Origin of the sequence: Neisseria sp. P0008.S002 (assembly GCF_051962805.1) — a bacterium.
GTDB classification, from domain to species: Bacteria; Pseudomonadota; Gammaproteobacteria; order Burkholderiales; family Neisseriaceae; genus Neisseria; species Neisseria perflava.
The window spans coordinates 23,301-47,143 of sequence record NZ_JBQCUY010000002.1 but is presented as its reverse complement, the minus strand read 5'-3'; the positions used below and the strand labels follow the sequence as shown (position 1 = coordinate 47,143).

The window sequence follows — 23,843 nt, the reverse complement described above, 5'->3', positions numbered from 1 at the left end:
TTGTTTGCGACAAATTCAAGGGAAAAAGTAAAAATTTCTATGCAGTCTTTCCAAATATTTTCATACGCAAAAATGCCCGATCATATATTTTTCAGACGACCTGATATACCAACTGCAAAGTTCGTTTAAAAACAAGCCACTTTCTTTACAAATTCAATACAACTCTTTACAACTATTTCTTTTTAACGCACTATTATAAATGATGATTATTCTTAATTGCATATTTTAAAGATAATTTCTCTTTATTTGCTTTTATTTTTTATTACTGTCATTTTATTAAGGACATTTCTCAATGAATACGCCCCTGTTCCGACTGAGCCTGCTGTCACTGACACTGGCAGCCGGTTTTGCACACGCAGAAAATGAAGCCAAAGACAATGTTGTACTTGATACCGTTACCGTCAAAGGTCAGGCTACAAGCGCCACACACCGTGTAACGACGAAACGTATGGAAGAAACGACTTCCACTGATTTAAAAGACGTATTGTTCAACGAACCCTCTATCAGTTTCGGCGGCGGCAACGGTCAGTCGCAGTGGGTAACCATCCGCGGCATGGGTCAAGACCAAATAGATTATAAAGTTGACGATACCTACACCGACAGCCAGATTTTCCACCACAACGGCCGCTTTATGCTTGACCCCGCATTGGTAAAAGTCGTTGCCGTACAAAAAGGTACGGGTTCGGCCTCCGCAGGCATCGGTGCAACCAGCGGTGCGATTGTTGCCGAAACGGTTGAAGCCAAAGATTTGCTGAGAGAAGGTCAAAACGTCGGTTTCAAAGTCAATGTCGGTATCAGCAGCAATAAAGGCTATTCACGCGGCGCAAGCGTTTATGGTCAGGCAGGCGGTTTTGACGCTTTGGTTTCAGGCAATTTCGTACGCGACAAAGAATACACGGCAGGCAAAGGCTACCGTAATTTGCTCGGAAGCGATAAGGTTTTAAACAGTGGATTGGGTTCACGCGGCTTGTTGGGCAAAATCGGCTATCGTTTCAACGAAGACAACCGTATTGAATTAAGCCACCGCCAAGAGAAACAATATGGGGAACGCGCCCTGCGCGAAGAGTTCGATTTCTCGCAAGTCTTCCAAACTGACCGCCGTACGGGTCAATACGTTTTGGATGCCAACGGCAACCGTATTCCGAACGTCGCCACCAACTCGCCGCGCTACCGCACGCTGACCCAAGACACCACCAACTTGGAATTCAAAGGCGGAAACTTGGGCTTTATCGACAAAATCAAAGCCAATGTTTACCGTTTGAACACCAAACGTGATGAAGTCCCCAATCCAAATTATGAATTGGACGGCGAAGTACGGACATACGGAGCCAATCTGAATCTCGACAGCCGTCTATTTGACCGCCATACCCTGAAATACGGAGTAAACTGGCGCACTCAAAAAAGCAGCTCAAACGGAGAAAACAGCGAGAAGAAAAGCGATGCCGGCGTATATGTAGAAGGCATTTGGGATTTCTCTCCGGTTACGCTGACCACAGGTTTGCGCTATGACCGTTGGAAAATGAAAACCAGCAGTAATACAGAAAATTCAGACGGCAACCTCAATCCAAGCATCGGGTTGGTTTATGACATTACCCCTGATTTTTCCATCAACACCAGCCTGAACTATGCAACCCGCAGCCCCCGCCTGTACGAAGCAGCTTTAATGAGCAGCAGATCGATTAAAGCATCGCCTGACTTGAAAGCGGAACGCTCTCGAAATGCAGAAATCGGCTTCAACTACCACTGGAATTCTGCCCTTACATTGTCCGGCAGCTATTTCCATCAACAAATCAAAGATGTACAAGCCATCCGCCAAGAGGGTCAATACTATGTTTGGTATAACGGCGGCAAGCTGAAAAACACAGGTTACGAACTGAACGCAGCCTACCGCTGGAAAGGTCTGACCGCACGTGCAGGCGTAGCCTACAGCAAACCGAAGCTGAACGGCGATACCGCCGACAAAGTAACGACCGCTATCCCGATGGGACGCACATGGACAACAGGTCTGTCGTACCAATTTGACAATCCGAATCTGGAAATCGGCTGGCGCGGACGTTATGTCCAAAATGCAGGCTACGCCCCGACCTCGCGTGGCTCTGATGTAGCTCTGAATGTCGTCCGCGCAGGCTACGGCGTCAACGATATCTTCGCCAACTGGAAGCCGACAGGCAAAGACGACTTGAACGTCAACTTCTCAGTCAACAATGTCTTTGATAAAAACTACAAGCCGCACAGCCAACGCGCAGGTGCTAACTCCCTGTCTGAACCTGGCCGCGATGTCCGCTTGGGTGTGAACTACCGCTTCTAAGCAATCAGCTTGAAAAGGCCGTCTGAAAACAAAAGTTTTCAGACGGCGTCTAGCTTTATAATCCGATACAAGTTATCATTTCTATTTGCTTTATTTCCGACCACGGAGAACCTCTATGTTACGTTTGACCGCTTTAGCCGTATGCTGCACCCTCGCTTTGGGTGCGTGTTCGCCGAAAGATTCTGCTTCCAATCAGGCACAAACTGCTTCCGCTTCTGCCGCCCAAACCGAAGGCGCAAGCCTGACGGTGAAAACCACGCGCGGCGACGCGAAAGTGCCGCAAAATCCGGAGCGTATCGCCGTTTACGATTTGGGCATGCTCGACACTTTAAACAAATTGGGCGTGAAAACCGGTTTGTCCGTCGATAAAAACCGGCTGCCTTATTTGGACGAATATTTCAAAACCACGAAACCTGCCGGTACGCTGTTTGAGCCTGACTACGAAGCGCTTAACGCCTACAAACCGCAGCTCATCATCATCGGCAGCCGCGCAGCCAAAGCGTTTGACAAGTTGAACGCCATTGCGCCGACCATCGAGATGACCGCCGAAACCGCCAATCTGAAAGAAAGCTCAAAAGAGCGCATCGACGCGCTGGGGCAAATCTTCGGCAAACAGGCGGAAGCCGACAAGCTGAAAGCGGAAATCGATGCTTCGTTTGAAGCGGCGAAAACCGCTGCTCAAGGCAAAGGCAAGGGTTTGGTGATTTTGGTCAACGGCGGCAAGATGTCGGCTTTCGGCCCTTCTTCCCGTTTGGGCGGTTGGCTGCACAAAGACATCGGCGTTCCCGCTGTCGATGAATCGATTAAAGAAGGCAGCCACGGCCAGCCTATCAGCTTTGAATACCTGAAAGAGAAAAACCCTGATTGGCTGTTTGTTTTGGACCGCGGTGCGGCCATCGGTGAAGAAGGTCAGGCTGCGAAAGATGTGTTGGACAATCCTTTGGTTGCCGAAACAACTGCATGGAAAAAAGGCCAAGTCGTGTACCTCGTGCCGGAAACCTATCTGGCAGCCGGCGGCGCACAAGAATTGCTGAATGCTTCCAAACAGGTAAGCGATGCGTTTAATGCGGCCAAGTAATTCGGCGTGGGTATAGCCGCCCGCTTCTTTCAGACGGCCCGAAGGGTTTGATGATTCACAGAGTCAAGCTGCTTGACCTGAAGTCATTGGATTTAGGCCGTCTGAAAATACATGGTGCAAATGGACAATTTTTGCTTGCTTGCATCTGTTTTTTATGATGGGCGAACCTGCTTTTTTCCCAAATACCTTAACCCTTCTTTCAGACGGCCTTATTTTTTCCGAACCATTTTATGTTTCACAAACCTTCATTTTTAAATGCGGTCAACGGTGTGGCGCTGCTGATATTGTTTGCCGTCAGCCTGTCGGTCGGCGTGGCCGAATTCAAATGGTCCGCCCTGTTTTCGCTATCCGACAGCCAGCAGGTTATGTTCATCAGCCGCCTGCCGCGCACGTTTGCGATTGTGCTGACGGGTGCGTCGATGGCGGTAGCCGGCATGATTATGCAGATTTTGATGCGCAACCGTTTTGTCGAACCGTCGATGGTGGGCGCAAGCCAAAGCGCGGCTTTGGGTTTGCTGTTGATGACCCTGCTGCTTCCGGCTGCGCCACTGCTGGCAAAAATGTCGGTTGCCGCCGTTGCTGCGCTGATCGGGATGTTGGTCTTTATGCTGCTGATCCGCCGCCTGCCGCCGACCGCGCAACTGATGGTGCCTTTGGTCGGGATTATTTTCGGCGGTGTGATTGAGGCGGTGGCCACCTTTATCGCGTATGAAAACGAAATGCTGCAAATGCTCGGCGTGTGGCAACAGGGCGATTTTTCCGGCGTGTTGCTCGGGCGGTATGAATTGTTGTGGGCAACGGGGATTTTGGCTTTGTTTGCCTATTTGATTGCCGACCAGCTAACGATTTTGGGTTTGGGCGAAACGGTGAGCGTGAACTTGGGACTGAACCGGACGGCGATTCTGTGGTCGGGGCTGATTATTGTGGCGCTGATTACGTCTTTGGTGGTCGTGACGGTCGGCAATATTCCGTTTATCGGCCTAGTCGTGCCGAACATCATCAGCCGCCTGATGGGCGACAAACTGCGCCAAAGCCTGCCTGCGGTAGCCTTGCTGGGCGCGTCTTTGGTGTTGCTGTGCGATATTGTCGGACGCGTGATTGTGTTTCCGTTTGAAATTCCGGTCTCTACGGTTTTTGGCGTAATGGGGACGGCTTTGTTTTTGTGGCTTTTATTAAGGAAACCTGCTCATGCCGTCTGAAAAAAATATCGGTTTTATGGCAGGAAGCAGCCGTCCGTTGTGGGTCGCCTTTGCGCTGTTGCTGGTTTCCTGCGTTCTGTTTATGACGCTCAACGTCAAAGGCGATTGGGACTTTGTCTTGCATCTGCGCCTGACCAAGCTTGCCGCACTGCTGATGGTTGCCTATGCAGTCGGCGTGTCCACTCAACTCTTCCAAACGCTGACCAACAATCCGATTCTGACCCCTTCGATTTTGGGTTTCGATTCGCTGTATGTGTTTTTGCAGACCTTGCTGGTATTTACGCTCGGCGGCGTGGGCTATGCTTCCCTGCCGTTGACGGGCAAATTCGGCTTTGAACTGGTCGTCATGATGGGCGGCTCGCTGCTGCTGTTCTACATACTCATCAAACAGGGCGGACGCGATTTGTCGCGCATGATTTTAATCGGCGTGATTTTCGGGATTTTGTTCCGCAGCCTGTCATCGCTGCTTTCGCGCATGATTGACCCCGAAGAATTTACCGCCGCGCAGGCGAATATGTTTGCCACCTTCAATACCGTCCACTCGGAATTGTTGGGTATCGGCGCAATCGTGTTGCTCATCAGCGCCGCCGTAATCTGGCGCGAACGCCACCGCCTCGATGTTTACCTGCTCGGCCGCAATCAGGCCATTAATTTGGGCATCAACTACACGCGCAATACCTTATGGCTGCTGTTGTGGATCGCCGCACTGGTTGCAACTGCGACCGCCGTTGTCGGCCCGGTAAGCTTTTTCGGCCTGCTGGTTGCCGCGCTGGCCAACCATTTTTCTCCGTCGGTGAAACATTCCGTCCGCCTACCCATGACTTTTTGTGTCGGCGGCATCCTGTTGGTCGGCGGGCAAACTATCTTCGAGCACTTCCTCGGTATGCAGGCCGTATTGAGCGTGGTCGTCGAATTTGCAGGCGGATTGGTATTTTTATATTTGGTGTTGAAAAAGAAATAAATTAAACGAGCCCAAACGCTCGCAAAAATAAACTCAGGCCGTCTGAAATCCATGTTTAAAAAATATTTAGTACTTGAAATGAAACTAAATTTCTGACATGTACTCATAGTAAACATTACTGGATTTACTAGAATTACAAAAAATGAGCACGACATTAAAATACCGTCCCGACTTGGACGGCATCCGGGCGTTGGCAGTCTTGGCTGTCATTATTTTCCACATTGATGCCGCTTGGCTGCCCGGCGGCTTTCTCGGCGTGGATATGTTTTTCGTCCTGTCCGGCTACCTGATCACCACCATCATCAGCCGCGAAATGCAAAACGGCAGTTTTTCGTTTTTAGAGTTTTACAAACGCCGCGCGAAGCGCATTTTGCCTGTTTTTTCCTGCGTATTGCTGTGTACAAGCTTGGCCGCCGCAATCTTTTTCTTGTCGTTTGACCTGCGCCAATACGTCAAATCCGCAGTGTTTGCGTTGCTGTTTTCGGCTAACCTGTTTTTTGCACGGCGCGGCGGTTATTTTGATGCCGACGCGGCGGAAAAACCTTTGCAACACATTTGGTCTTTATCGCTGGAAGAGCAGTTTTACTTTGTTTTTCCAGTTTTGCTGACTGCTTTTTTCCGATTCAGCAAAGGGCGCAACATCCGCCAATTCATCCTTTTGCTGATTGTATTGAGCCTGTTGTCCGTCTTTTTGCCCACCTTCGGCATGGATCCTTATTTCCTGCCTTATGTGCGCGCATATGAGCTGCTGATCGGCGCACTTTTTGCCTTTATTCCGCCCTCCCAAACCAACGACCGTTTCAGCACGCCTCTGGTCGGCTGGGCGATGATGGCGGTTATTGCCGCCATGCTACTGCTTCCTTACGGCGTGTTGCCCGGCGAAGGCAATATCGAACGATTGCTGTGCTGTACGGCGGTTGGCGGCTTGATTTACTCAGGCAAAACCCTGCAAACGCAAAGTGGCTTCAATACCGCCAAACTGTTGAGCCTCAAGCCCGTTGTGTTTATCGGTTTGATTTCCTATTCACTGTATCTCTGGCATTGGGTGGTCTTGGCCGTCATGCGCTATGTTTACATGGACAACGCTTTGCCGATGTCCGCGATTGTATTGGCAGTGGTGCTGATGTCCGGCTTGTCTGTTTTGTCCTATTACTTCGTCGAAACACCGGCGCGACGGATAAAGAATTTCACCACCAAGAAATTCATCAGGGTCATCGCCGCCTATTTCGCCCTGCTGATTCCTGCCGCCGGCTACCTGCTGACTGCCAAACCGGCCGCATACGAGACAAACCTATATACGGTTGACGAAAGTAAAATCTGCGCGGATACCTTGACTAAAACCGACTGCGCGGTCGGCGCAGAAAACCAAAGCAGCAAAGTCCTGCTGATGGGCGACTCCCACGCCGCCCACCTGACGCCCTTTATCGATATGGTGGGTAAACAGGAAAGCTTTGCCGCCGACATTATCTCGTCCAACAGCTGCGGCGTTGCCTTCGGTTTTATGTTGCCGCAAAGCGACCGCCGTGCCAACCGTTGCAACCCTTACAACCGCTTTATTGCACAAAAGGTCGAAAACTATCCGGTGGTCTTTATCTCGCAACGTTGGTTCCTGCATACCGACAAGCCCGGTTTTACGGAGCATTTCGGCAAAATGCTCGATACCCTGATCCAACAGAGCAAGCAGGTTTACGTCTTTGCCGACACGCCGATGAACGCGCAACTGCCCCTGCGCCATTACTACCTGAAACAGCGTCTCGGCATCGATATGCAATACGTTTCCGAGCATAAAAAAGCGGAAATTGCCCGCTCCGCCGAAGCGGAAAAAACCATAGAAAACATAGTCAAACAGCGGCCTGCCGTGCATTGGGTCAACATCATGGAGCCTATTCCGGCAGACAAAACCATAGACGGCCTGCCGATATATTTCGACACCAACCACCTCAACACCCACGGCGCGACAAAACTGGCGGAAAAATTTATACAGGACAAAAAAATACTCCTAAAATAACACCGCAGTTTCAGTCCGAAACCTTTGCCGCAATACTGAATGCAAATGCCGCTCAAAGCGCAGCAAACAGTATGCCGCAAAGGTTTCAGGCCGTCTGAAACCTTCAGGCGGCCTAAGCAAACCCATAAAGGATAACCCTCATGACACAAGAACGCCTCCCTTCATTCTTCGATGACGCCCCGACCATTACCGTCCAAGACGCATTGGCCGACTTCCTCGGCGCGGCCGAAAACGGCATCCTCACTTACCGCTACGCCGATGCCGTGCGCCTGTGCGGCCACTCCTGCCCGACCGTCGCCGGTGCCTACCTGATGGTGGTCAAAGGCCTGAAAGCCCTTTACGGCGAAGAGCTGCCGCAACGCGGCGACATCGAAGCCTTTATGCAGGGCGAGCGTGACGAAGGCACGACCGGCGTAACCGCTTCCGTCGTCCAACTCCTTACCGGCGCGGCACCCGAAACCGGCTTTGGCGGCGTAGGCCCAGCCGGACGCTTTGCCCGCCGCCACCTCTTGTCCTTTGGTGCAGGCGAAATCAACGGCACACTCGCGCTCCGCCGCCGCGATACCGGCAAAACCGTTGCCGTCAGCCTCAACGCCGCGCTCCAACCCTTTGCGCCGCAAATGCGCGACATCATGCCCAAAGCCGTCAGCGGCAGCGCAAGTACCGACGAACTCAAACAATTCGGCGAGCTTTGGCAAGAACGCGTCCGCGCCTTCCTGATCGACCAAGCCGACAATCCCGAATTTGTCACCGTCAGCGAAATCTAAAACGTCATAATCAATAAGTTTCAGACGGCCTTAAAACTCAAGGCCATCTGAAACCCCAATTTCCCATTTTCGGACCCGCCTATGATTACCATCCGCAACGTCAGCCACACCATCGGCAGCAACCCCATCCTCAACGACGTCAGCCTCGACATCCCCGAAGGCGGCATTACCGCGCTGATCGGCCCGAACGGCGCAGGCAAGTCCACCCTCCTCTCTTTTATGGCGCGCCTGCAGCCCTTGGTACGCGGCGACATCAGCTACGCAGGCAAAGACATCAAAACCACCCCCACCGCCGAACTCGCCCGCACGCTTTCCATCCTCACCCAAGAAAACAGCATCATGAGCCGCATTACCGTGCGCGACCTGCTCATGTTCGGCCGCTATCCCTACCACCAAGGCAGGCCGTCTGAAACGGATAAAACCATCGTCGAAGAAGCGCTCACCGAGTTCCACCTGCAAGACTTTGCCGACCGCTACCTGACCGAGCTTTCCGGCGGCCAACGCCAACGCGCCATGATTGCCATGGTGTTCTGCCAGCGCACCGACTACGTTTTGCTGGACGAACCGCTGAACAACCTCGACATGTATCATGCCCGCTCCCTCATGCAAATCCTGCGCCGACTGACCGACGAACACAAACGCACCACCGTCGTCGTCCTACACGACATCAACCAGGCCGCCGCCTACGCCGATTACGTCGTCGCCATGAAAAACGGCCAAGTCGCCATGCAGGGCAAGCCCAACGATATTTTCACCGCCGAAAACATCAAAACCTTATTCGATATGGACGTCAACGTCCTCGATTACGAAGGCAAAAAACTGGTTATCCACCATATCTAAATCCGACAAAAAGGCCGTCTGAAACCTGATTACCCACGTTTCAGACGGCCTTTGCCTATTCAAAGCATTTATTTTTTATCATACAAACCGCGCACCACGCGACCGATCGCGGCAATGCCTTTTTCCAGCGTTTCCGCGTCCTGCGCAATGCTCATGCGGATGCACTCGCGGGCGTGCGGGTAATCCTGCGTGTCGATGCCGACGAAGAAATGCTCGCCCGGAATAATCAGCGTGCCTTCGGCTTTAAGCATTTCGTACAAGGTTTGCGACGAAACAGGCAGGTTTTCAAACCAAAGCCACAAGAAAATCGCACCTTCAGGCTTGTGGATTTTCAACGGATACGCGCCCAATTCGCGTTTGAGCAGGGAAACCGCCGTTTGCGCCTGCCGACGGTAAAACGGCTGAATCACTTGGTCGGCCAGCTGTTTCAGACGGCCGTCGTTTAACAGCGGAGCCGCAATCGCCGCGCCGAAACGCGTAGGCGACAGGTTCACAATCGCATTCAAACTGCTGACGGCTTTGACCACTTCCGGCGCAGCGACAATAATGCCGGTACGCACGCCGGGCAGGCCGATTTTAGAAAGGCTGAAGCAGAGGATGATGTTTTCGTGCCAGTTGAGCGTCACATCACTGTAAGTAATATTCGGGAACGGCATTCCGTAAGCGTTGTCGATAATCAGCGGAATCCCATGCTCCTGCGCCAAAGCGTCCAAACGCGCCATCTCTCCGTCGGTCAACACATTGCCGGTCGGGTTGGTCGGGCGCGAACAGCAAATCGCACCAATTTTGCCCTCTTTCAATTCAGGCAGGCTCTCCAGCGCGTCAAAGTCCACGCGGTATTTGAAAAAGCCTGCTTCGCCTTCGTGTTCGACATTTTCGATTTTCGGCTTCACCGAAATAAAATGCTGCCCTTCGACATGCACGTCGGCATAACCGATATATTCAGGCGCAAGCGGCAACAAAATGGCTTTCTCAGCCGTTTGGCCGTCTGAAAGATTGAATTTGCCGCCAAACAGGTTGAACAAATAGAAAAACGCGTTTTGCGAACCATTGGTCAGCGCGATATTGTCCGCCGTCAGGTTCCAGCCGTATTCGCGGTTGAGAAACTCAGTCAAAGCCGCAATCAGCGCCGCATCGCCCTGCGGATTGGAATAATTGCCGATATTCTCAACAGCGTGTTCCGCCGCCAGTTTAGAAAACACATCGGCGAACACCGCATTGACTTCAGCAATCTTCGCCGGATTGCCGCCGCCAAGCATGTTGACGGGCTTGTCACTTTTGAGCGCATCGCCCAAATCGTCCATCAACTGCAAAATACCGCTGTGTTGTGTGAATTTTTCACCGAATGCTGAAAACTGCATGGAAACTCCGTTGCTAGGTGTGTGTGGAAACAATAAACCGCTATTATAAGAACAAAGGCCGTCTGAAAACCAGTTATCCTGATTGTTCAGACGGCCTATTTGACGGAATGGTGGCTTGATACAACCTTATTGGTTTACAGGTATTATTTCTTCCTGCCAAAAATCAGTGATATCACCGACAAGATCAAGAAACCGGCAAATAAAATTTTGGCTATGCCTGCCGCACTACCTGCAATACCACCGAAACCTAATACAGCTGCAATAATAGCGATTATAAAGAAAACGATCGAATAATGAAGCATGATTTTTTCCTTTCGGTTTAATATAAAACGGTCGAGGGGGATACGACCGTTTATTATGAAATTCAACGGTCTTAGCTGTTCAACCAATCATCAATTTCTTTTTCAGCTTCATCTTTAGTGCGACCGTAACGCTCTTGGATTTTACCAGCCAACTGATCGCGCTTGCCTTCGATGATGTCCAAATCGTCGTTTGTCAGCTCGCCCCATTTTTCTTTGGCTTTACCTTTAAGTTGCTCCCATTTTCCTTTGATAATATCTTCATTCATAGTTATATAATCCTATCTTATTGATTAATATTTAATTCACTGATAAAACCGCTTGCATTTAACCTTACTTGATAATTTTTTAATTTGCAAGCAATGCCAATGCTGATTTTTTAATCAGCTACCCAATATTTTATTAATTTTATAAATAATCAATAAGTTATATAAAATTGTTAAATTTTGAAAATATTAAGATATTATTGATTACCGCCTTTTACGTGTATTCTTTAAATCAATCGACCTCACTATAAAAAACAGGCCGTCTGAAAATCTTTCAGACGGCCTTTACTATCCAATCTTTCCTTTAACGGCCAAAATTATCTCGGCGTTCGCGCCAGTCTTGGCGGATGGAGCCGCTTTTGCCGACCGGTGTGTCTTGTTCGACTTCCCAAATAAAATTCGTTCCGCCGCCAATCGGATGCGAGCCGCGTAAACCGATGTGGCTGCCTTGGTCGGCAACGGCAGTTCGGCTGTATGTTTGGCCGCCAAAACGGGTTTGCGAGGTTTCGATGCCGCTTTTGATGCTGCCGTAAAGCTGTACGTCGGCATGTGCGGCCAGTGCGGCGGTGGAAAGTGCGGCAGTGAGGAGAAGTTTCAAGTTCATGGTTTATCCTTTTTTGGAGAGGAATTGTGAGGCGATTGTATCGGCCTTGTGCGTAAACAAGTTACAATTCTTGCAAAATCTGACAGGAGTTTTGATGATGCACTCTTTACGCGCTGCCGCGGTGCAAATGGTGTCGTCCACCAACCCCGAAACCAATATTGCCACGATGAAACGCCTTGTCCGCGAGGCGGCCGAACAAGGGGCGGATTGGGTGTTGCTGCCCGAATATTGGCCGCTGATGGGCAAAAACGATACGGACAAGCTGGCATTTGCCGAGCCTTTGGACGATGGACGCGTCGGCGAAACCTGCGACACCCGTTTTCAGACGGCCTTAAGCGAAACGGCAAGGGAATGCGGCGTGGTGTTGTTTGGCGGTACGGTTCCGCTGCAAAGCCCAGACGCGGGCAAGGTGATGAACACGATGCTGGTGTATGACCGCGACGGCAACCGAGTCGGGCTTTACCACAAAATGCACCTTTTCGGCTTTTCCGGTTTGGGCGAACGCTACGCCGAAGCCGATACGATACTGGCAGGCAGCGATGTGCCGAAATTGAGCGTGGACGATGTTCCGCTGGCGGCCGGCGTCTGCTACGATTTGCGCTTTCCTGAGTTTTTCCGCGCCCAGCAGCCGTTTGATGTTTTGCTGTTGCCGGCCGCGTTTACCTACACGACCGGCAAGGCGCATTGGGAATTGCTGCTGCGCGCCCGCGCAGTGGAAAACCAATGCTACGTCATCGCGTCGGCACAAGGTGGACTGCATGAAAGCGGCCGCCGCACATTCGGCCACAGTATGATTATCGACCCTTGGGGCGATGTGTTGGCGACGTTGTCGGAAGGCGAAGGCGTAATTTGTGCCGATTTGGATACCGCGCGACTGCAAAGCGTGCGCACGCGCCTGCCTGCCCTGAAACACCGATTACTTTAAACACGCACTATGTCCCAGTTCCAACCTACACGCATTCTCGGCATCGACCCCGGCAGTCGCGTAACCGGCTTCGGCGTTATTGATGTCCACGGCCGCGAACATCATTATGTTGCTTCCGGCTGTATCAAAACGCCGACCGGCGCGTCGCTTTCCGAACGCATCGCCGTGATTGTCCGCCATATCGATGAAATCATCCGCCACTATCAGCCGCATCAGGCAGCCATCGAACAAGTGTTCGTCAACGTCAACCCAGCCGCGACGTTAATGCTCGGTCAGGCGCGCGGTGCCGCGATTGCCGCTTTGGTCATGCACGATTTGCCCGTGTTTGAATACACCGCGCTTCAGGTCAAGCAGGCGGTGGTTGGCAAGGGTAAGGCCGCCAAAGAGCAGGTGCAGCATATGGTGGTCCAAATGCTTGCACTTTCAGGTACACCGCAAGCCGATGCCGCCGACGGACTCGCCGTCGCCCTCACCCACGCCCTGCGCAATCACGGATTGGCTTCGCAACTCAACCCCGACGGCTTGCAGGTCAAGCGCGGCCGTTTTCAATGGTAGGCCGACATTCAGGCCGTCTGAAATATGTTCCAGCCCGTTTTCAGACGGCCTTTCGGTTATAATAGCCCTTTGCCCACATACAGCGAGCCTTCATGAAAGCCGCCTTCCTTTTTCTCTATCTCATCCGCCTGCTGCCTTTTTGCGTGTTGCACAAGATTGCCGACGCGATCGGTATTCTCGCCTATTACGCAGTCAAACCACGCCGCAAAGTCGGCGAGGTAAACCTCAAAAAATGCTTTCCCGAGCTAAACGACAGCCAGCGCACTGCCCTGCTCAAACGCCATTTCCAACACATGGCGAAGCTGATGCTCGAATACGGCCTCTACTGGTACGCGCCTGCGGATAAGCTGCGCTCGTTGGTACGCTATCAAGACAAACACCATCTTGACGAAGCCCTCGCCGCCGGCGAAAAAGTCATCATCCTCTATCCGCACTTTACCGCATTTGAAATGGCGGTTTACACGCTCAATCAGGATGTGCCGCTGACCAGCATGTATTCGCACCAAAAAAACAAAGCCCTGGACGAGCAAATCCTGAAAGGCCGCCACCGCTACAACAATGTTTTCCTGATCGGCCGCACAGAAGGCCTGCGCGCCATCATCAAACACCTGCGCAAAAGCGATGCGCCCTTTCTTTATCTGCCCGACCAAGACTTCGGCCGCAACGATTCCATTTTCGTCAATTTCTTCGGCATTCAGACGGCCACGATTACCGGCCTCAGCCGCATCGCCGGTATGACCAAAGCCAAAATCATTCCCGCCATTCCCACACGCGAAGCTGACAATACCGTAACCCTGCGCTTCTATCCGGCTTGGGACAATTTCCCGACCGAAAATGTCGAAGCCGATACCCAGCGCATGAACGACTTCATCGAAGAGCGGGTACGCGAGCATCCCGAACAATATTTCTGGCTGCACAAACGCTTCAAAACCCGTCCCGAAGGCGAAAGCAGCTTTTATTGACTACATTGAATTACAATTTGAATATGCAAAAAGCGGCAAAATCCTTCTTTCGCCGCTTTTTCATTTTAATTGAATCAAACCGAAACTTATGTTTGATTTTAAACAATCAAATAATATTCCGCTTTAAATGCTTTAAAAACAACTTTTTTCATCGTGATTGAAACTTTCAAACAACCCTATATTTTTTCTCAAATGAAAAACATCAGTCCCAATACACTTTTTTCATTTACATATTAAATTTAATTTCTTTTAAAAACAATATATTAAAAAACAGTCCATCTAAAAAAATACATTTTAATCATTCAAAATATGAAATAAAATTAAATTAAAATTTAAAAAAACAAAATAAATATCTAAATTTAAAACAATTATGAAATATAATTGCAAAAATATGACAATAACTGAAATTTATACTAAAACAAGCCTTCAGAAAAAAATACTTGGCAAACTGTAAAAATTCGCGTAAATTTCACTACATCAAATTACAAAACGTTCAGACGGCCTCGCTGGTTTTAGATACTTTTGTAAGCAGTTTTCTGATATTGCAAGAAATTGCGGTATTTTAGAGGATTTCGGTGCAATGCCCGAAATGAAAGTTTACCGATGCAGAGTTGAGCTGCATCTGTAAAGCCGCAGGTGAAAGCCTGTATTGTTTGTGAAGCGTAAATCTCTGATTTGAGGTATTGGGGCAATCCTGTGGGGGATTGCCTCTTTTTTTATCTGCGCCGTCATGCCACAATGACATCATCCCTTATCCAACCCGATCACGCCATGACTCCGATACTCGCCTTCGACATCGAAACCATTCCCGACGTAAACGGCATCCGCCAGCTTTACGATTTGCCTGCCGATTTGCCCGACAATGAGGTCGTCCTGTTTGCCCAACAGCAACGCCGTGCCAAAACCGGCAGCGACTTTATGCAACACCATCTGCACCAAGTCGTTGCCATCTCCTGCTGTATGCGCTGGGGGCAAGACAAAATCCGCGTCAGCACCATCGGCGATCCCGAAGACAGCGAAGAAGTCATGATTGCCAAGTTCTTCGAGGTCATCGAAAACTATACGCCGCAACTCGTCAGCTGGAACGGCGGCGGTTTCGACCTGCCCGTCCTCCACTACCGCGCCCTGATACACGGCATCAGCGCCGCCCGTTATTGGGACATGGGCGACGGCGACTTTGGCGACAGTCGCGACTTTAAGTGGAACAACTACATCAGCCGCTACCACACCCGCCATTGCGACCTGATGGATTTGCTCGCCCTCTACCAACCGCGTGCCAGCGTACCTTTGGACGACATGGCCAAACTCTGCGGCTTCCCCGGCAAATTGGGCATGGACGGCAGCAAGGTTTGGGACGCCTATCATGCAGGCCGTCTGAAAGACATCCGCGACTATTGCGAAACCGATGCCGCCAATACCTACCTGATGTACATGCGCTTTCGCATGATGAGCGGCGCGCTCGATGCCGACGAATACGAAGTCGAAATCAAACGCATCAAACATTATCTGGCCGCACAAGCCGAAGAAAAACAACACTGGGCGGAGTTCGTCGCTGCTTGGCGTTAAACCAGGCCGTCTGAACAGCTAAACCAAAAAACCAAAAGGGCGTGATCGACACGCCCTTTTTTATATTTCGACAAACCATGCCCATTAAGCAGGCAAACGCCCCAGCGTTACCCTATCCAATCCAGCCAAATCCTGTTCGGTTGCCACTTCTGCAAAACCGTTCTCCAGCATAATGTTCCGCACTGCTTTGCCTTGGTCATAGCCGTGTTCAAACAGCAGCCAGCCGTTGGCTTTCAGGTATTTAGGGGCTTCTTGGGTAATGTGGCGGATATGGCTGAGGCCATCTGAAAAGTCGGTCAGCGCATTTTGCGGTTCAAACCTCAAATCACCTTGCGATAAATGTTCATCGCCATCCTCGATATACGGCGGATTGGAAACAATCACATCGTATCGGCCTTCAGACGGCTTGTCGGTATCAAACCACGAACCCTGCGCAAACTCCACTTTTGCGCCCAATTCGGCCGCATTTTGACGGGCAGTATCCAAAGCACCGACGCTGATGTCGGATGCACGAACATCGGCATCACCGCGTTCAAGCGCGATGGTTACGGCAATGGCGCCGCTTCCCGTCCCCAAGTCCCACACACGGCCTTGCGACGGCAAGCGTTTGAGCACGGCTTCCACCAAATGCTCAGTTTCATGGCGTGGAATCAGCACATGGGGATTGACGGTAAAGCGTCGTCCGTAGAACTCGCGCTCGCCCAACAGATAGGCCATCGGCTCGCCTTTCAGACGGCGTTGCGCCAAAGCCTCCAAGATTTGCAGGTCAGATTCCGCCAAATCGTCCGTACCGCGTGTAACCAACTGCGCACGCGTGTAACCCAGCGCATATTGCAACAACATCCGCGCTTCATTTTTGGGCAGTGCCGATTGGCGCAACCATTCATCAAGCGTCATTTCTCGTCCCATCTGCCAGCGTTGTGGCTTTTCTTTCCTTAATCTTTCCGGCAAACGTGCCGATGGTGGCAACCGCAAATGCGGCATACCACAAATAAAATCCCGCGCCGTAGCGCACAATATCCGATGTATTCCCTGCTTCATCGACGTGTACGGCTTTCACACTGAAAGCCACCAGCGCCAAGCCCCAAAGTGCCGTATGGACAGGCACAACCTTCTTCCGCAACACCAGCAACACAATGGCCGCCAACCAAACATAATTCGCATAGGCCGCACAATATCTGATATCCAAAGAAGCAAATATCGACCCCAAAATCAAAACGGTCAAACCCTTCATGCTTTCATGATTGCCCAAATAAAATGCAACATTGGACAAAGATGCTATCCACAGTGCAACCGACACCAGCAACATCACTATGGGAAAACTTGATTTCCGATTCTGTTCCTGCATGGTTTTATCCTAATGCAAAAGGCCGTCTGAAAACCTTTCAGACGGCCTGCCGTTTAAATTTCGCTACCGCCGACGGTCAGTCCGGCATCAATCCTCAGTGTCGGTTGTCCGACGCCGACAGGAACGATCTGCCCTTCTTTGCCGCAGACACCGATGCCGCTGTCGAGCGCAGTGTCGTTGCCTATCATGGAAACGTGTTTCAGCACTTCGGGACCGTTGCCGATGATGGTCGCGCCTTTGACAGGATATTGCAGTTTGCCGCCTTCCACCCACCACGCTTCGGATGCGCTGAACACGAACTTGCCGCTGGTAATGTCCACTTGTCCGCCGCCAAAGTTGACGGCGTAAATGCCCTTGTCGATGGACGCGATGATTTCTTCCGGCTCATAGCCGCCGTTTTCCATAAAGGTATTGGTCATGCGCGGCATAGGAGCGGAAGCGTAACTTTCGCGGCGGCCGTTGCCGGTCGATTGCATACCCATCAGGCGGGCGTTGGTTTCGTCCTGCATATAGCCGACCAAAATACCGTCTTCAATCAATACAGTACGGCGGGTTTCGTTGCCTTCGTCGTCGATATTGAGCGAGCCGCGTCTGTCGGCAATATCGCCTTGATCCACAACGGTAACGCCTTTGGCAGCCACGCGCTCGCCGATTCGGCCGGAGAAAACGCTGGTTTCTTTACGGTTGAAATCGCCTTCCAAACCATGTCCAACCGCTTCGTGCAACAACACGCCCGGCCAGCCGTTGCCCAAAACAACGGTCATCTCGCCGGCAGGCGCAGGACGGGATTCAAGATTGGTCAGGGCTTGTTTGACGGCGGAATCGACAAACCGATGCACCAAGTTTTCATCGAAATACGCCAAATCATAACGCCCGCCACCGCCTGCGCTGCCCTGCTCGCGACGCTCGCCCTGCTTGGCAATGACGGTTACGTTCATGCGCACCATCGGACGGATATCGGCAGCGTGTTTGCCGTCCAGACGGGCGATGTACACCATGTCGTATTCGCAGGTCAAACCGGCCATCACTTGCACGATACGCGGATCGGCGGCTTTGGCCAGCGTTTCAACTTTGTTCAACAGCGCGACTTTGGCAGCAGAATCAAGACTGGCAATAGGGTCAATCGCCATATGGACAGGCTTGCCGTAGGCAGGTGTCGGCACTTTGACGCTGGCTTCGCCGCCAGCCGCACCAATCACGCGCACGGCTTTGGCAGAGCGGTTGATCGAATCGATACACAGGCTGTCGGCGTAGGCAAAAGCAGTCTTATCGCCCGAAACGGCACGCACGCCCACACCCTGATCGATTTGGAAGCTGCCCGATTTGACGATGCCTTCTTCCAAATGCCAACTTTCATAGGCAGTACGCTGGCAATAGATGTCGGCATAATCGACATGGTTGGCGCCGATAATACTCAGGCTTTGGGCGAGCAAATCGGGGGAAAGGTGGTTGGCTTCGAGCAAATCTCGCTGTACCGCGGCGTAGGTTTGTTGCATAATTTTTCAGACGGCCCGACGAGCAGGCAAAGTTAATTTGGCCTTGATTATACGGTATTTTATATGGCTTTGGATATGTTGATTGCTTGGATTTATGAGTGATTGAAACAAATCAAAAGGCCGTCTGAAATATAGGGTTGAAATGTTTGCCTTACCCTATTTCAACCGGCCTGTTCGTTTGACGTTCAGACGGCCTTTTCAATCACGGCAAAGCCAATGCCACAATTTAATTTCCATACAAAACAAAGCATTACAACAAAAACCATTATTTTTTCAATTTTGCTATTGATAATAGTTATTATTAGCGTATAATCAAAACCACTCGGAAGACGTCCTAATCCGAGCCATTAAACGACAGATTTTATCCCCCTCTTTCCCATTATCTCTTGATACTCGGAGTGCGCATATACGAAACATACCTGTTCCCCTTTATATCAGATACTCAAAACCGAAAAACATGAAACCCACTGCCGATACAGTGGGTTTCGTGTTTTTTGGCGTTCGGTTTATCAGGCTTGGCCGGCTGCTTATCAGGCCGTCTGAAACCGAATAGGCCTGATTATCGGCAGGTTTTCATGTTCAACTTGCCATAACGGCCGACAATGTTTCTGATGTCTTGGGCATCGCGCTCGTCGACCGCCATAAAGACCACGGTCATGCGTGCTACGCTCAAACCGGTATCGGGTGCGCTTCTGTCTTCCTGTTCGACAATGCGCGCACCGCCAAAACCTGCGCTGGACAAGCGTGAAATCAAAACTTGGGCGGAAGAGCGGCTGCGTGTTACGTCAATGCTGATTTCGCCGTTGTGAATACTGCCGCTAAAGCCGCGGCTGCCCAAGGCATCAAGCTGGGCGGAAGTGTCGCCGTCGGCAGGCAAGACCACGCGGAAGGTTTTGGAAGAAGTTTCGCCACCGGATGCGCCGTTACGTTTTTCGATACTGCGGCTGGCCGCATGAGGCCATTTGCCCAACAAGCCTTTGATGCGGTGGTAATCGTCTTCATCCATCACTACGGTGGCGCTGCTGGTACACAAGCGTTCCACGCCGGCCGCGTCCATCTCTTCTTCGGCTGCGCGACGCTCTTGCGCTTCTTTCTCGCGGCGCATTTTTTCTTTTTTCTCTTTCAACTGCTGCGCTTCTTGCTTTTTACGCAAGGCTTCTGCTTCTTCGGATTCAGGTTCTGCCATAATCAGGCCGTCTGATTCATCCGCCACCCAATCGGGTTGCGATGCCTGCTGAGGCTCGGCTTTGGGCGCGTCCAAAGAAGACGGGCGCAATAATTCGTGCGTGCCGCCTTCCAAGGCAGATTCGGGTTTCGCGGTTTTATGTTGTGTCCGATAGGCAACCATGCTGCCAAAAACAATGATGTTGAGTGCGACCAAGACCGCAAACAGCCATTTCATGATGCGTTTTCCTTTTTATTGTCCGTTGCGATGGGCAATCCAATGCAAGAGCCCGTGAATCACGAGATTATCGACGATTTTCACTTGATTGTCATGAACGAATGACTCCGGCAGCGCCTGCACGACTCTGGCCGCGCCGCCGCCCGTGATAATAATATCGACCGGTTTGCCTTCGCCCGTTTTGTCTTTCAGACGGCCATGCATCATCATCAACGCGCCGCAAACGGCATCCATCATGCCGCTGGCAATGGCGTTCGGCGTTGTGGTTGGGAACGGATATACCTTGCCGATGGGGCGGTTGAGGTTGGCGGTCTTGAGCGCCATCGCCTCTTTCATCAAGTGGAAACCGGGCATGATGGTGCCGCCGAGATAATGATTGTCTTCCGTCAGCGCGTCGGTGGTTACGGCGGTGCCGCAGCTGACGACGACGCAGGCGTTTTGCGTAAAGCGGCGGCTGCCCAGCGCATTAAACCAACGGTCGGAGCCATGTTCTTCAGGGCGGCGGTAATGGTTGCGGATACCCAAAGCCTGCGGCATGGAAGACAGCCATTCGACCGGACGGGTTAATTGCTCTTCCACCATCGCTTTTTTTACCGAACCGCACACGGCGCAACCGACAATCTTCACATCGTCATCGGCAAATTGCAGCCATTCTTCGCCCAGCTGGGCCAAATCACGATACGGCGCGCGGCCGACTTCGGAAAATGTGCCGTTCTCCACCCATGCCCATTTCAACTGACTGTTGCCGCCGTCCAGCAGCAAAAAGCGTTCCGGCTTGGCGGCGGCAGGTTGTGCCGGACGGTTATCCGGACGCAAGCTGATCTCGCCGCTGACGATGGTTTTCTCGCCCTTGTCCGTCTGCAAACGCAACGCACCTTGCGCATCCACGCCTTTGACTACGCCTTCGTGAACAACGCGTCCTTCCTGAAGCAGCAATACCGGTCTGTCCGTATCGCGGTTGGCGGCATTGTATTCGCCGACACATGATGCAAATCCGTTTTGCGCGTATTCGTTCAACAGCACATCAAGTTGCGCCAATACCGCATTCAACAAGGTTTTGACGCTTACACCCTGCTTAGAGGCCGTCTGAAACAAGGCCTGCACGGAAGTGGCATTTTCAACTTCTTTCGGCAATACAAAATTAATGCCGATGCCGATGACGGCGACAGTCTTATTCTCTACTCGCGCCGTTTCAATCAAAATACCGGCCAATTTATCGTTGGCCACGACCAAATCGTTCGGCCACTTGATATTTACGTCCAAACCGATATCGGCAAGCGCACGGCGGCAGGCCAATGCCACCACCAACGCCAGCGAACCCAGCTCATACTGCGGCTTATCAAACGCCCAGCCCAGGCTGAACATCAGACATTCGCCCTGTCGGTTGACCCAGCTTCGCCCTTGCCGTCCGCGGCCTTTGGTTTGGAAATGCGCCACACACAAGGCCTTATGCGCCAAATCTGCCGACTGGCGCGCCAATGCCATGATTTCATCGTTGCTGGACGAACATTCGTGTTTCAACTGCGCACGAAAACCCTGTTTTCCGGCCATTTGTTGCAGAGATTCTTCGGCAAACACAGCCAAAGGGCGCACCAAGCGCCATTGCCCGTCATGCTGGCGCAGCAAACCGCGGATATGGCCCGGCATCTGCTGCCAGAATCCGTTTAATTGTTGCGGCTTCATCCCAACCACTCGCGCCAACTGAGAAACGTGTTGCGGCAGGCCGTCTGAAAGCGCGGCGAGCAAGGCCCAATGGCGGCTGTTCAAATCCGTCATTCGCCTCCTCCGGCTTCGCGGATTTTCGCCAAAGTTTTGGTGGTCGAAGTCTGGTGTAAAAACGGAATCGAAAATACTTTGCCACCACGCGCAAACGTCTCGGCCGCACCGACAATCTTATCCACAGGCCAATCGCCGCCTTTAATCAATACATCGGGTTTGACCATTTCAATCAGCGCGGCCGGCGTATCGTCATCAAACCATGTGACCAAATCCACGCTCGCCAATGCCGCTGCCACTGCCGCGCGGTTTTCCAAAGGATTAATCGGACGGTCGTCCCCTTTGCCCTGACGGCGCACCGAAGCATCGGTATTCAACGCCAATACCAAAGTCGCACCGGCCGATCGCGCCTGCGCCAGATACGTTACATGGCCCCTATGGAGAATATCGAAACAGCCGTTGGTAAACACCAGCGGACGGGGCAATGCCGCCAAACGCTCCGCCAGCTTTTCGGGCGGACAGATTTTGGATTCGAATTCTGGAGCTGACCATTCGGACATGATGCGGTTCCTTTGGGAATGAAACAGAAAATAATCGGGGTATTATAAAGGATAACGGCGAAACGCCATAAAAAGATACCGAACGGTACAATATTCGGGCTTGACTGCGTATTCATTGATATTTGATAACACAGCAAACACCATTTTTGCCGATGCCATGATGAAACGGTTTGATAAATACTTTTTTGAAACCCAATTAAATCTGAAGTAAAATTCGGGTATAAACGGAAAAAAGCCTGCATACAATATGCAGGCTTTCATCTGGGGTGGCTGATGGGGCTCGAACCCACGACAACTGGAATCACAATCCAGGGCTCTACCAACTGAGCTACAGCCACCGTAAAAATTGGCACGCCCGACAGGAATCGAACCTGTAACCCCCGACTTAGAAGGTCGGTGCTCTATCCGGTTGAGCTACGGGCGCTCATGCCGATTCGTGCTAAGAATTTTGTGGTCGGGGCGGTGGGATTCGAACTCACGACCCTCTGCTCCCAAAGCAGATGCGCTAACCGGGCTGCGCTACGCCCCGACTGAAGACCTGAACTATACAGACCCTTTTCAGCCCGGTCAACACCTACTTTGCTTTATTTTTTCATTTTTTGATTATCCTATTATTTTTAATCGTTATTTATTTTTATGCTTCACAATCAGGGCTACTCTTTTGTGTCAGGCCGTCTGAAAAATGCGATAATTTAAACGCAATATTTATCCCTATTGAGGAGGAAAAATCATGGCTGCACAACTTATAGACGGAAAAAAAATCTCCCAGCAACGCATCGAGGCGGTCGCGCAGGCGGTAAAAGCGCGTCAGGAAAAAGGTTTGCACACGCCTTGCTTGGCGGTGGTATTGGTTGGCGACGACCCTGCTAGCGCGGTTTATGTACGCAATAAAAAACTGGCCTGCCAAAAAAGCGGCATCGAATCGCGCTCTTATGAGCTGCCGTCTGAAACCACGCAAGACGATTTGCTGAAACTGGTGGACGAATTGAACGGCGACCCTGCCGTCGACGGTATTTTGGTGCAACTGCCGCTGCCGGCACACATCGACAGCCAAGCGGTTTTGGAGCGTATCGAGCCGCATAAAGATGTGGACGGCTTCCACCCTTACAACGTCGGCCGCCTGGTCGTCAAAATGCCGCTGATGCGCCCTTGCACACCCAAAGGTGTGATGACTTTGTTGGAAGCCTACGGCATCGACCCGAAAGGCAAAAAAGCGGTCGTCGTCGGCGCGTCCAATATTGTCGGCCGCCCACAGGCGTTGGAATTGCTGCTGTCCCGCGCGACGGTAACCATTTGCCACAGCGCCACGCAAAACCTTGCCGATGAAGTTGCCGCCGCAGATATTTTGGTGGTCGGCGTAGGCATTCCGAATTTCGTTAAAGGCGAATGGGTCAAACCCGGCGCAGTCGTTATCGATGTGGGCATCAACCGCTTGGACGACGGCAGCCTGTGCGGCGACGTGGAGTTTGATGTCGCTAAAGAACGCGCATCCATGATTACGCCTGTTCCCGGCGGCGTCGGCCCGATGACGATTGCCACTTTGTTGGAAAACACGGTACACGCGGCCTCATTACACGACTAATCACTGTCATTAAGTTAGGCCGTCTGAACATGATTTTTCA

22 protein-coding genes and 3 tRNA genes are annotated in these 23,843 nt (G+C 51.6%); 12 read left to right on the top strand and 13 right to left on the bottom strand.

All coding sequences use genetic code 11. The features are described 5' to 3' along the window. Positions 1 to 292: 292 nt before the first annotated feature. From ACTHSA_RS02085 to ACTHSA_RS02055, 7 genes are all read left to right on the top strand, one after another. Positions 293 to 2,308 carry a TonB-dependent receptor domain-containing protein gene (locus tag ACTHSA_RS02085; protein ID WP_049322650.1) on the top strand — a complete coding sequence of 672 codons (2,016 nt, stop codon included), beginning with the start codon at positions 293 to 295 and terminating at the stop codon, positions 2,306 to 2,308. Positions 2,309 to 2,423: 115 nt separating this feature from the next. Next, complete coding sequence (locus ACTHSA_RS02080) at positions 2,424 to 3,386, top strand: siderophore ABC transporter substrate-binding protein (RefSeq protein ID WP_049322651.1); 963 nt, start codon at positions 2,424 to 2,426, stop codon at positions 3,384 to 3,386. A 230-nt stretch (positions 3,387 to 3,616) separates the two neighbouring features. After that, positions 3,617 to 4,585 (top strand): ABC transporter permease, encoded by a 969-nt coding sequence (locus tag ACTHSA_RS02075; RefSeq protein ID WP_036472618.1) that lies wholly within the window; start codon positions 3,617 to 3,619, stop codon positions 4,583 to 4,585. Further along, positions 4,575 to 5,546: an iron chelate uptake ABC transporter family permease subunit gene (locus ACTHSA_RS02070; protein WP_049322652.1), complete on the top strand. Its 972-nt coding sequence runs from the start codon at positions 4,575 to 4,577 to the stop codon at positions 5,544 to 5,546. The genes ACTHSA_RS02075 and ACTHSA_RS02070 overlap by 11 nt, the downstream gene beginning before the upstream one ends. Before the next feature lie 142 nt (positions 5,547 to 5,688). After that, on the top strand, positions 5,689 to 7,554 hold the full coding sequence (locus ACTHSA_RS02065; protein ID WP_049336907.1) for an acyltransferase family protein: 1,866 nt from the start codon (positions 5,689 to 5,691) through the stop codon (positions 7,552 to 7,554). A gap of 140 nt (positions 7,555 to 7,694) precedes the next feature. After that, positions 7,695 to 8,321, top strand: coding sequence for an FmdE family protein (locus ACTHSA_RS02060; RefSeq protein WP_004520976.1), 627 nt, complete (start codon positions 7,695 to 7,697; stop codon positions 8,319 to 8,321). An 81-nt stretch (positions 8,322 to 8,402) separates the two neighbouring features. Beyond that, entirely contained in the window at positions 8,403 to 9,161 is a 759-nt protein-coding gene (locus tag ACTHSA_RS02055) for an iron ABC transporter ATP-binding protein (protein WP_039862545.1), read from the top strand. Positions 9,162 to 9,229: 68 nt separating this feature from the next. Here the strand turns inward: ACTHSA_RS02055 and ACTHSA_RS02050 are convergent, their stop codons facing one another. The 4 genes from ACTHSA_RS02050 to ACTHSA_RS02035 form a co-directional block, all read right to left on the bottom strand. Next, on the bottom strand, positions 9,230 to 10,522 hold the full coding sequence (locus ACTHSA_RS02050; protein ID WP_004520973.1) for a valine--pyruvate transaminase: 1,293 nt from the start codon (positions 10,520 to 10,522) through the stop codon (positions 9,230 to 9,232). A gap of 143 nt (positions 10,523 to 10,665) precedes the next feature. Beyond that, on the bottom strand, positions 10,666 to 10,824 hold the full coding sequence (locus ACTHSA_RS02045) for a DUF1328 domain-containing protein (protein WP_039862543.1): 159 nt from the start codon (positions 10,822 to 10,824) through the stop codon (positions 10,666 to 10,668). Positions 10,825 to 10,895: 71 nt separating this feature from the next. Further along, positions 10,896 to 11,090, bottom strand: a complete 195-nt coding sequence (locus ACTHSA_RS02040; protein WP_004520971.1) for a CsbD family protein — start codon at positions 11,088 to 11,090, stop codon at positions 10,896 to 10,898. Between the two features lie 301 nt (positions 11,091 to 11,391). Continuing rightward, a complete protein-coding gene (locus tag ACTHSA_RS02035; protein WP_004520970.1) occupies positions 11,392 to 11,691 on the bottom strand; it encodes a porin in 300 nt (99 codons plus the stop codon). Between the two features lie 94 nt (positions 11,692 to 11,785). On the opposite strand from ACTHSA_RS02035, the gene ACTHSA_RS02030 reads away from it, so the two are divergent. The 4 genes from ACTHSA_RS02030 to ACTHSA_RS02015 all read left to right on the top strand — a co-directional run bounded on the left by ACTHSA_RS02030 (position 11,786) and on the right by ACTHSA_RS02015 (position 15,699). Then, entirely contained in the window at positions 11,786 to 12,616 is an 831-nt protein-coding gene (locus tag ACTHSA_RS02030) for a carbon-nitrogen hydrolase family protein (RefSeq protein ID WP_004520969.1), read from the top strand. Positions 12,617 to 12,625: 9 nt separating this feature from the next. After that, complete coding sequence (gene ruvC, locus ACTHSA_RS02025) at positions 12,626 to 13,171, top strand: crossover junction endodeoxyribonuclease RuvC (RefSeq protein WP_003684216.1); 546 nt, start codon at positions 12,626 to 12,628, stop codon at positions 13,169 to 13,171. 77 nt (positions 13,172 to 13,248) lie between these two features. After that, positions 13,249 to 14,133, top strand: a complete 885-nt coding sequence (locus ACTHSA_RS02020; RefSeq protein ID WP_283122203.1) for a lipid A biosynthesis lauroyl acyltransferase — start codon at positions 13,249 to 13,251, stop codon at positions 14,131 to 14,133. 771 nt (positions 14,134 to 14,904) lie between these two features. Next, positions 14,905 to 15,699: a 3'-5' exonuclease gene (locus ACTHSA_RS02015; protein WP_039863832.1), complete on the top strand. Its 795-nt coding sequence runs from the start codon at positions 14,905 to 14,907 to the stop codon at positions 15,697 to 15,699. Positions 15,700 to 15,783: 84 nt separating this feature from the next. On the opposite strand, the gene prmC is transcribed toward ACTHSA_RS02015, so the two are convergent. The 9 genes from prmC to ACTHSA_RS01970 form a co-directional block, all read right to left on the bottom strand. Then, the gene (gene prmC, locus ACTHSA_RS02010) at positions 15,784 to 16,596 is read right to left on the bottom strand and encodes a peptide chain release factor N(5)-glutamine methyltransferase (RefSeq protein ID WP_004520961.1); all 813 of its coding nucleotides are present in this window, start codon (positions 16,594 to 16,596) and stop codon (positions 15,784 to 15,786) included. Then, positions 16,586 to 17,047 (bottom strand): hypothetical protein, encoded by a 462-nt coding sequence (locus tag ACTHSA_RS02005; protein WP_004520960.1) that lies wholly within the window; start codon positions 17,045 to 17,047, stop codon positions 16,586 to 16,588. The genes prmC and ACTHSA_RS02005 overlap by 11 nt, the downstream gene beginning before the upstream one ends. A gap of 53 nt (positions 17,048 to 17,100) precedes the next feature. Next, on the bottom strand, positions 17,101 to 18,543 hold the full coding sequence (gene tldD / locus ACTHSA_RS02000; protein WP_440378791.1) for a metalloprotease TldD: 1,443 nt from the start codon (positions 18,541 to 18,543) through the stop codon (positions 17,101 to 17,103). Between the two features lie 559 nt (positions 18,544 to 19,102). Then, positions 19,103 to 19,945, bottom strand: a complete 843-nt coding sequence (locus tag ACTHSA_RS01995) for a hypothetical protein (RefSeq protein ID WP_004520957.1) — start codon at positions 19,943 to 19,945, stop codon at positions 19,103 to 19,105. Positions 19,946 to 19,960: 15 nt separating this feature from the next. Continuing rightward, positions 19,961 to 21,721, bottom strand: a complete 1,761-nt coding sequence (locus ACTHSA_RS01990; protein ID WP_070625244.1) for a bifunctional biotin--[acetyl-CoA-carboxylase] ligase/type III pantothenate kinase — start codon at positions 21,719 to 21,721, stop codon at positions 19,961 to 19,963. After that, the gene (locus ACTHSA_RS01985; protein ID WP_107848862.1) at positions 21,718 to 22,224 is read right to left on the bottom strand and encodes an adenylyltransferase/cytidyltransferase family protein; all 507 of its coding nucleotides are present in this window, start codon (positions 22,222 to 22,224) and stop codon (positions 21,718 to 21,720) included. The genes ACTHSA_RS01990 and ACTHSA_RS01985 overlap by 4 nt, the downstream gene beginning before the upstream one ends. 259 nt (positions 22,225 to 22,483) lie before the next feature. Further along, positions 22,484 to 22,559: transfer RNA gene (locus ACTHSA_RS01980), tRNA-His, on the bottom strand. 9 nt (positions 22,560 to 22,568) lie between these two features. Beyond that, a tRNA-Arg gene (locus ACTHSA_RS01975) sits at positions 22,569 to 22,645 on the bottom strand. Positions 22,646 to 22,672: 27 nt separating this feature from the next. Further along, positions 22,673 to 22,750: transfer RNA gene (locus ACTHSA_RS01970), tRNA-Pro, on the bottom strand. Between the two features lie 201 nt (positions 22,751 to 22,951). On the opposite strand from ACTHSA_RS01970, the gene folD reads away from it, so the two are divergent. Further along, on the top strand, positions 22,952 to 23,803 hold the full coding sequence (folD, locus tag ACTHSA_RS01965; protein ID WP_049336906.1) for a bifunctional methylenetetrahydrofolate dehydrogenase/methenyltetrahydrofolate cyclohydrolase FolD: 852 nt from the start codon (positions 22,952 to 22,954) through the stop codon (positions 23,801 to 23,803). The last annotated feature ends 40 nt before the right edge of the window (positions 23,804 to 23,843 follow it).

Excerpts from the sequence above, each read along its gene's own strand:
- ruvC (WP_003684216.1), top strand. The coding sequence starts at position 12,626 with ATGTCCCAGTTCCAACCTACACGCATTCTCGGCATCGACCCCGGCAGT.
- ACTHSA_RS02065 (WP_049336907.1), top strand. The coding sequence starts at position 5,689 with ATGAGCACGACATTAAAATACCGTCCCGACTTGGACGGCATCCGGGCG.
- ACTHSA_RS02045 (WP_039862543.1), bottom strand. The coding sequence starts at position 10,824 with ATGCTTCATTATTCGATCGTTTTCTTTATAATCGCTATTATTGCAGCT.
- ACTHSA_RS02075 (WP_036472618.1), top strand. The coding sequence starts at position 3,617 with ATGTTTCACAAACCTTCATTTTTAAATGCGGTCAACGGTGTGGCGCTG.
- ACTHSA_RS02085 (WP_049322650.1), top strand. The coding sequence starts at position 293 with ATGAATACGCCCCTGTTCCGACTGAGCCTGCTGTCACTGACACTGGCA.
- ACTHSA_RS02080 (WP_049322651.1), top strand. The coding sequence starts at position 2,424 with ATGTTACGTTTGACCGCTTTAGCCGTATGCTGCACCCTCGCTTTGGGT.
- prmC (WP_004520961.1), bottom strand. The coding sequence starts at position 16,596 with ATGACGCTTGATGAATGGTTGCGCCAATCGGCACTGCCCAAAAATGAA.
- ACTHSA_RS02030 (WP_004520969.1), top strand. The coding sequence starts at position 11,786 with ATGATGCACTCTTTACGCGCTGCCGCGGTGCAAATGGTGTCGTCCACC.
- ACTHSA_RS02050 (WP_004520973.1), bottom strand. The coding sequence starts at position 10,522 with ATGCAGTTTTCAGCATTCGGTGAAAAATTCACACAACACAGCGGTATT.
- tldD (WP_440378791.1), bottom strand. The coding sequence starts at position 18,543 with ATGCAACAAACCTACGCCGCGGTACAGCGAGATTTGCTCGAAGCCAAC.
- folD (WP_049336906.1), top strand. The coding sequence starts at position 22,952 with ATGGCTGCACAACTTATAGACGGAAAAAAAATCTCCCAGCAACGCATC.
- ACTHSA_RS02015 (WP_039863832.1), top strand. The coding sequence starts at position 14,905 with ATGACTCCGATACTCGCCTTCGACATCGAAACCATTCCCGACGTAAAC.
- ACTHSA_RS02005 (WP_004520960.1), bottom strand. The coding sequence starts at position 17,047 with ATGCAGGAACAGAATCGGAAATCAAGTTTTCCCATAGTGATGTTGCTG.
- ACTHSA_RS02055 (WP_039862545.1), top strand. The coding sequence starts at position 8,403 with ATGATTACCATCCGCAACGTCAGCCACACCATCGGCAGCAACCCCATC.
- ACTHSA_RS01995 (WP_004520957.1), bottom strand. The coding sequence starts at position 19,945 with ATGAAATGGCTGTTTGCGGTCTTGGTCGCACTCAACATCATTGTTTTT.
- ACTHSA_RS02070 (WP_049322652.1), top strand. The coding sequence starts at position 4,575 with ATGCCGTCTGAAAAAAATATCGGTTTTATGGCAGGAAGCAGCCGTCCG.
- ACTHSA_RS02035 (WP_004520970.1), bottom strand. The coding sequence starts at position 11,691 with ATGAACTTGAAACTTCTCCTCACTGCCGCACTTTCCACCGCCGCACTG.
- ACTHSA_RS02040 (WP_004520971.1), bottom strand. The coding sequence starts at position 11,090 with ATGAATGAAGATATTATCAAAGGAAAATGGGAGCAACTTAAAGGTAAA.
- ACTHSA_RS02060 (WP_004520976.1), top strand. The coding sequence starts at position 7,695 with ATGACACAAGAACGCCTCCCTTCATTCTTCGATGACGCCCCGACCATT.
- ACTHSA_RS01990 (WP_070625244.1), bottom strand. The coding sequence starts at position 21,721 with ATGACGGATTTGAACAGCCGCCATTGGGCCTTGCTCGCCGCGCTTTCA.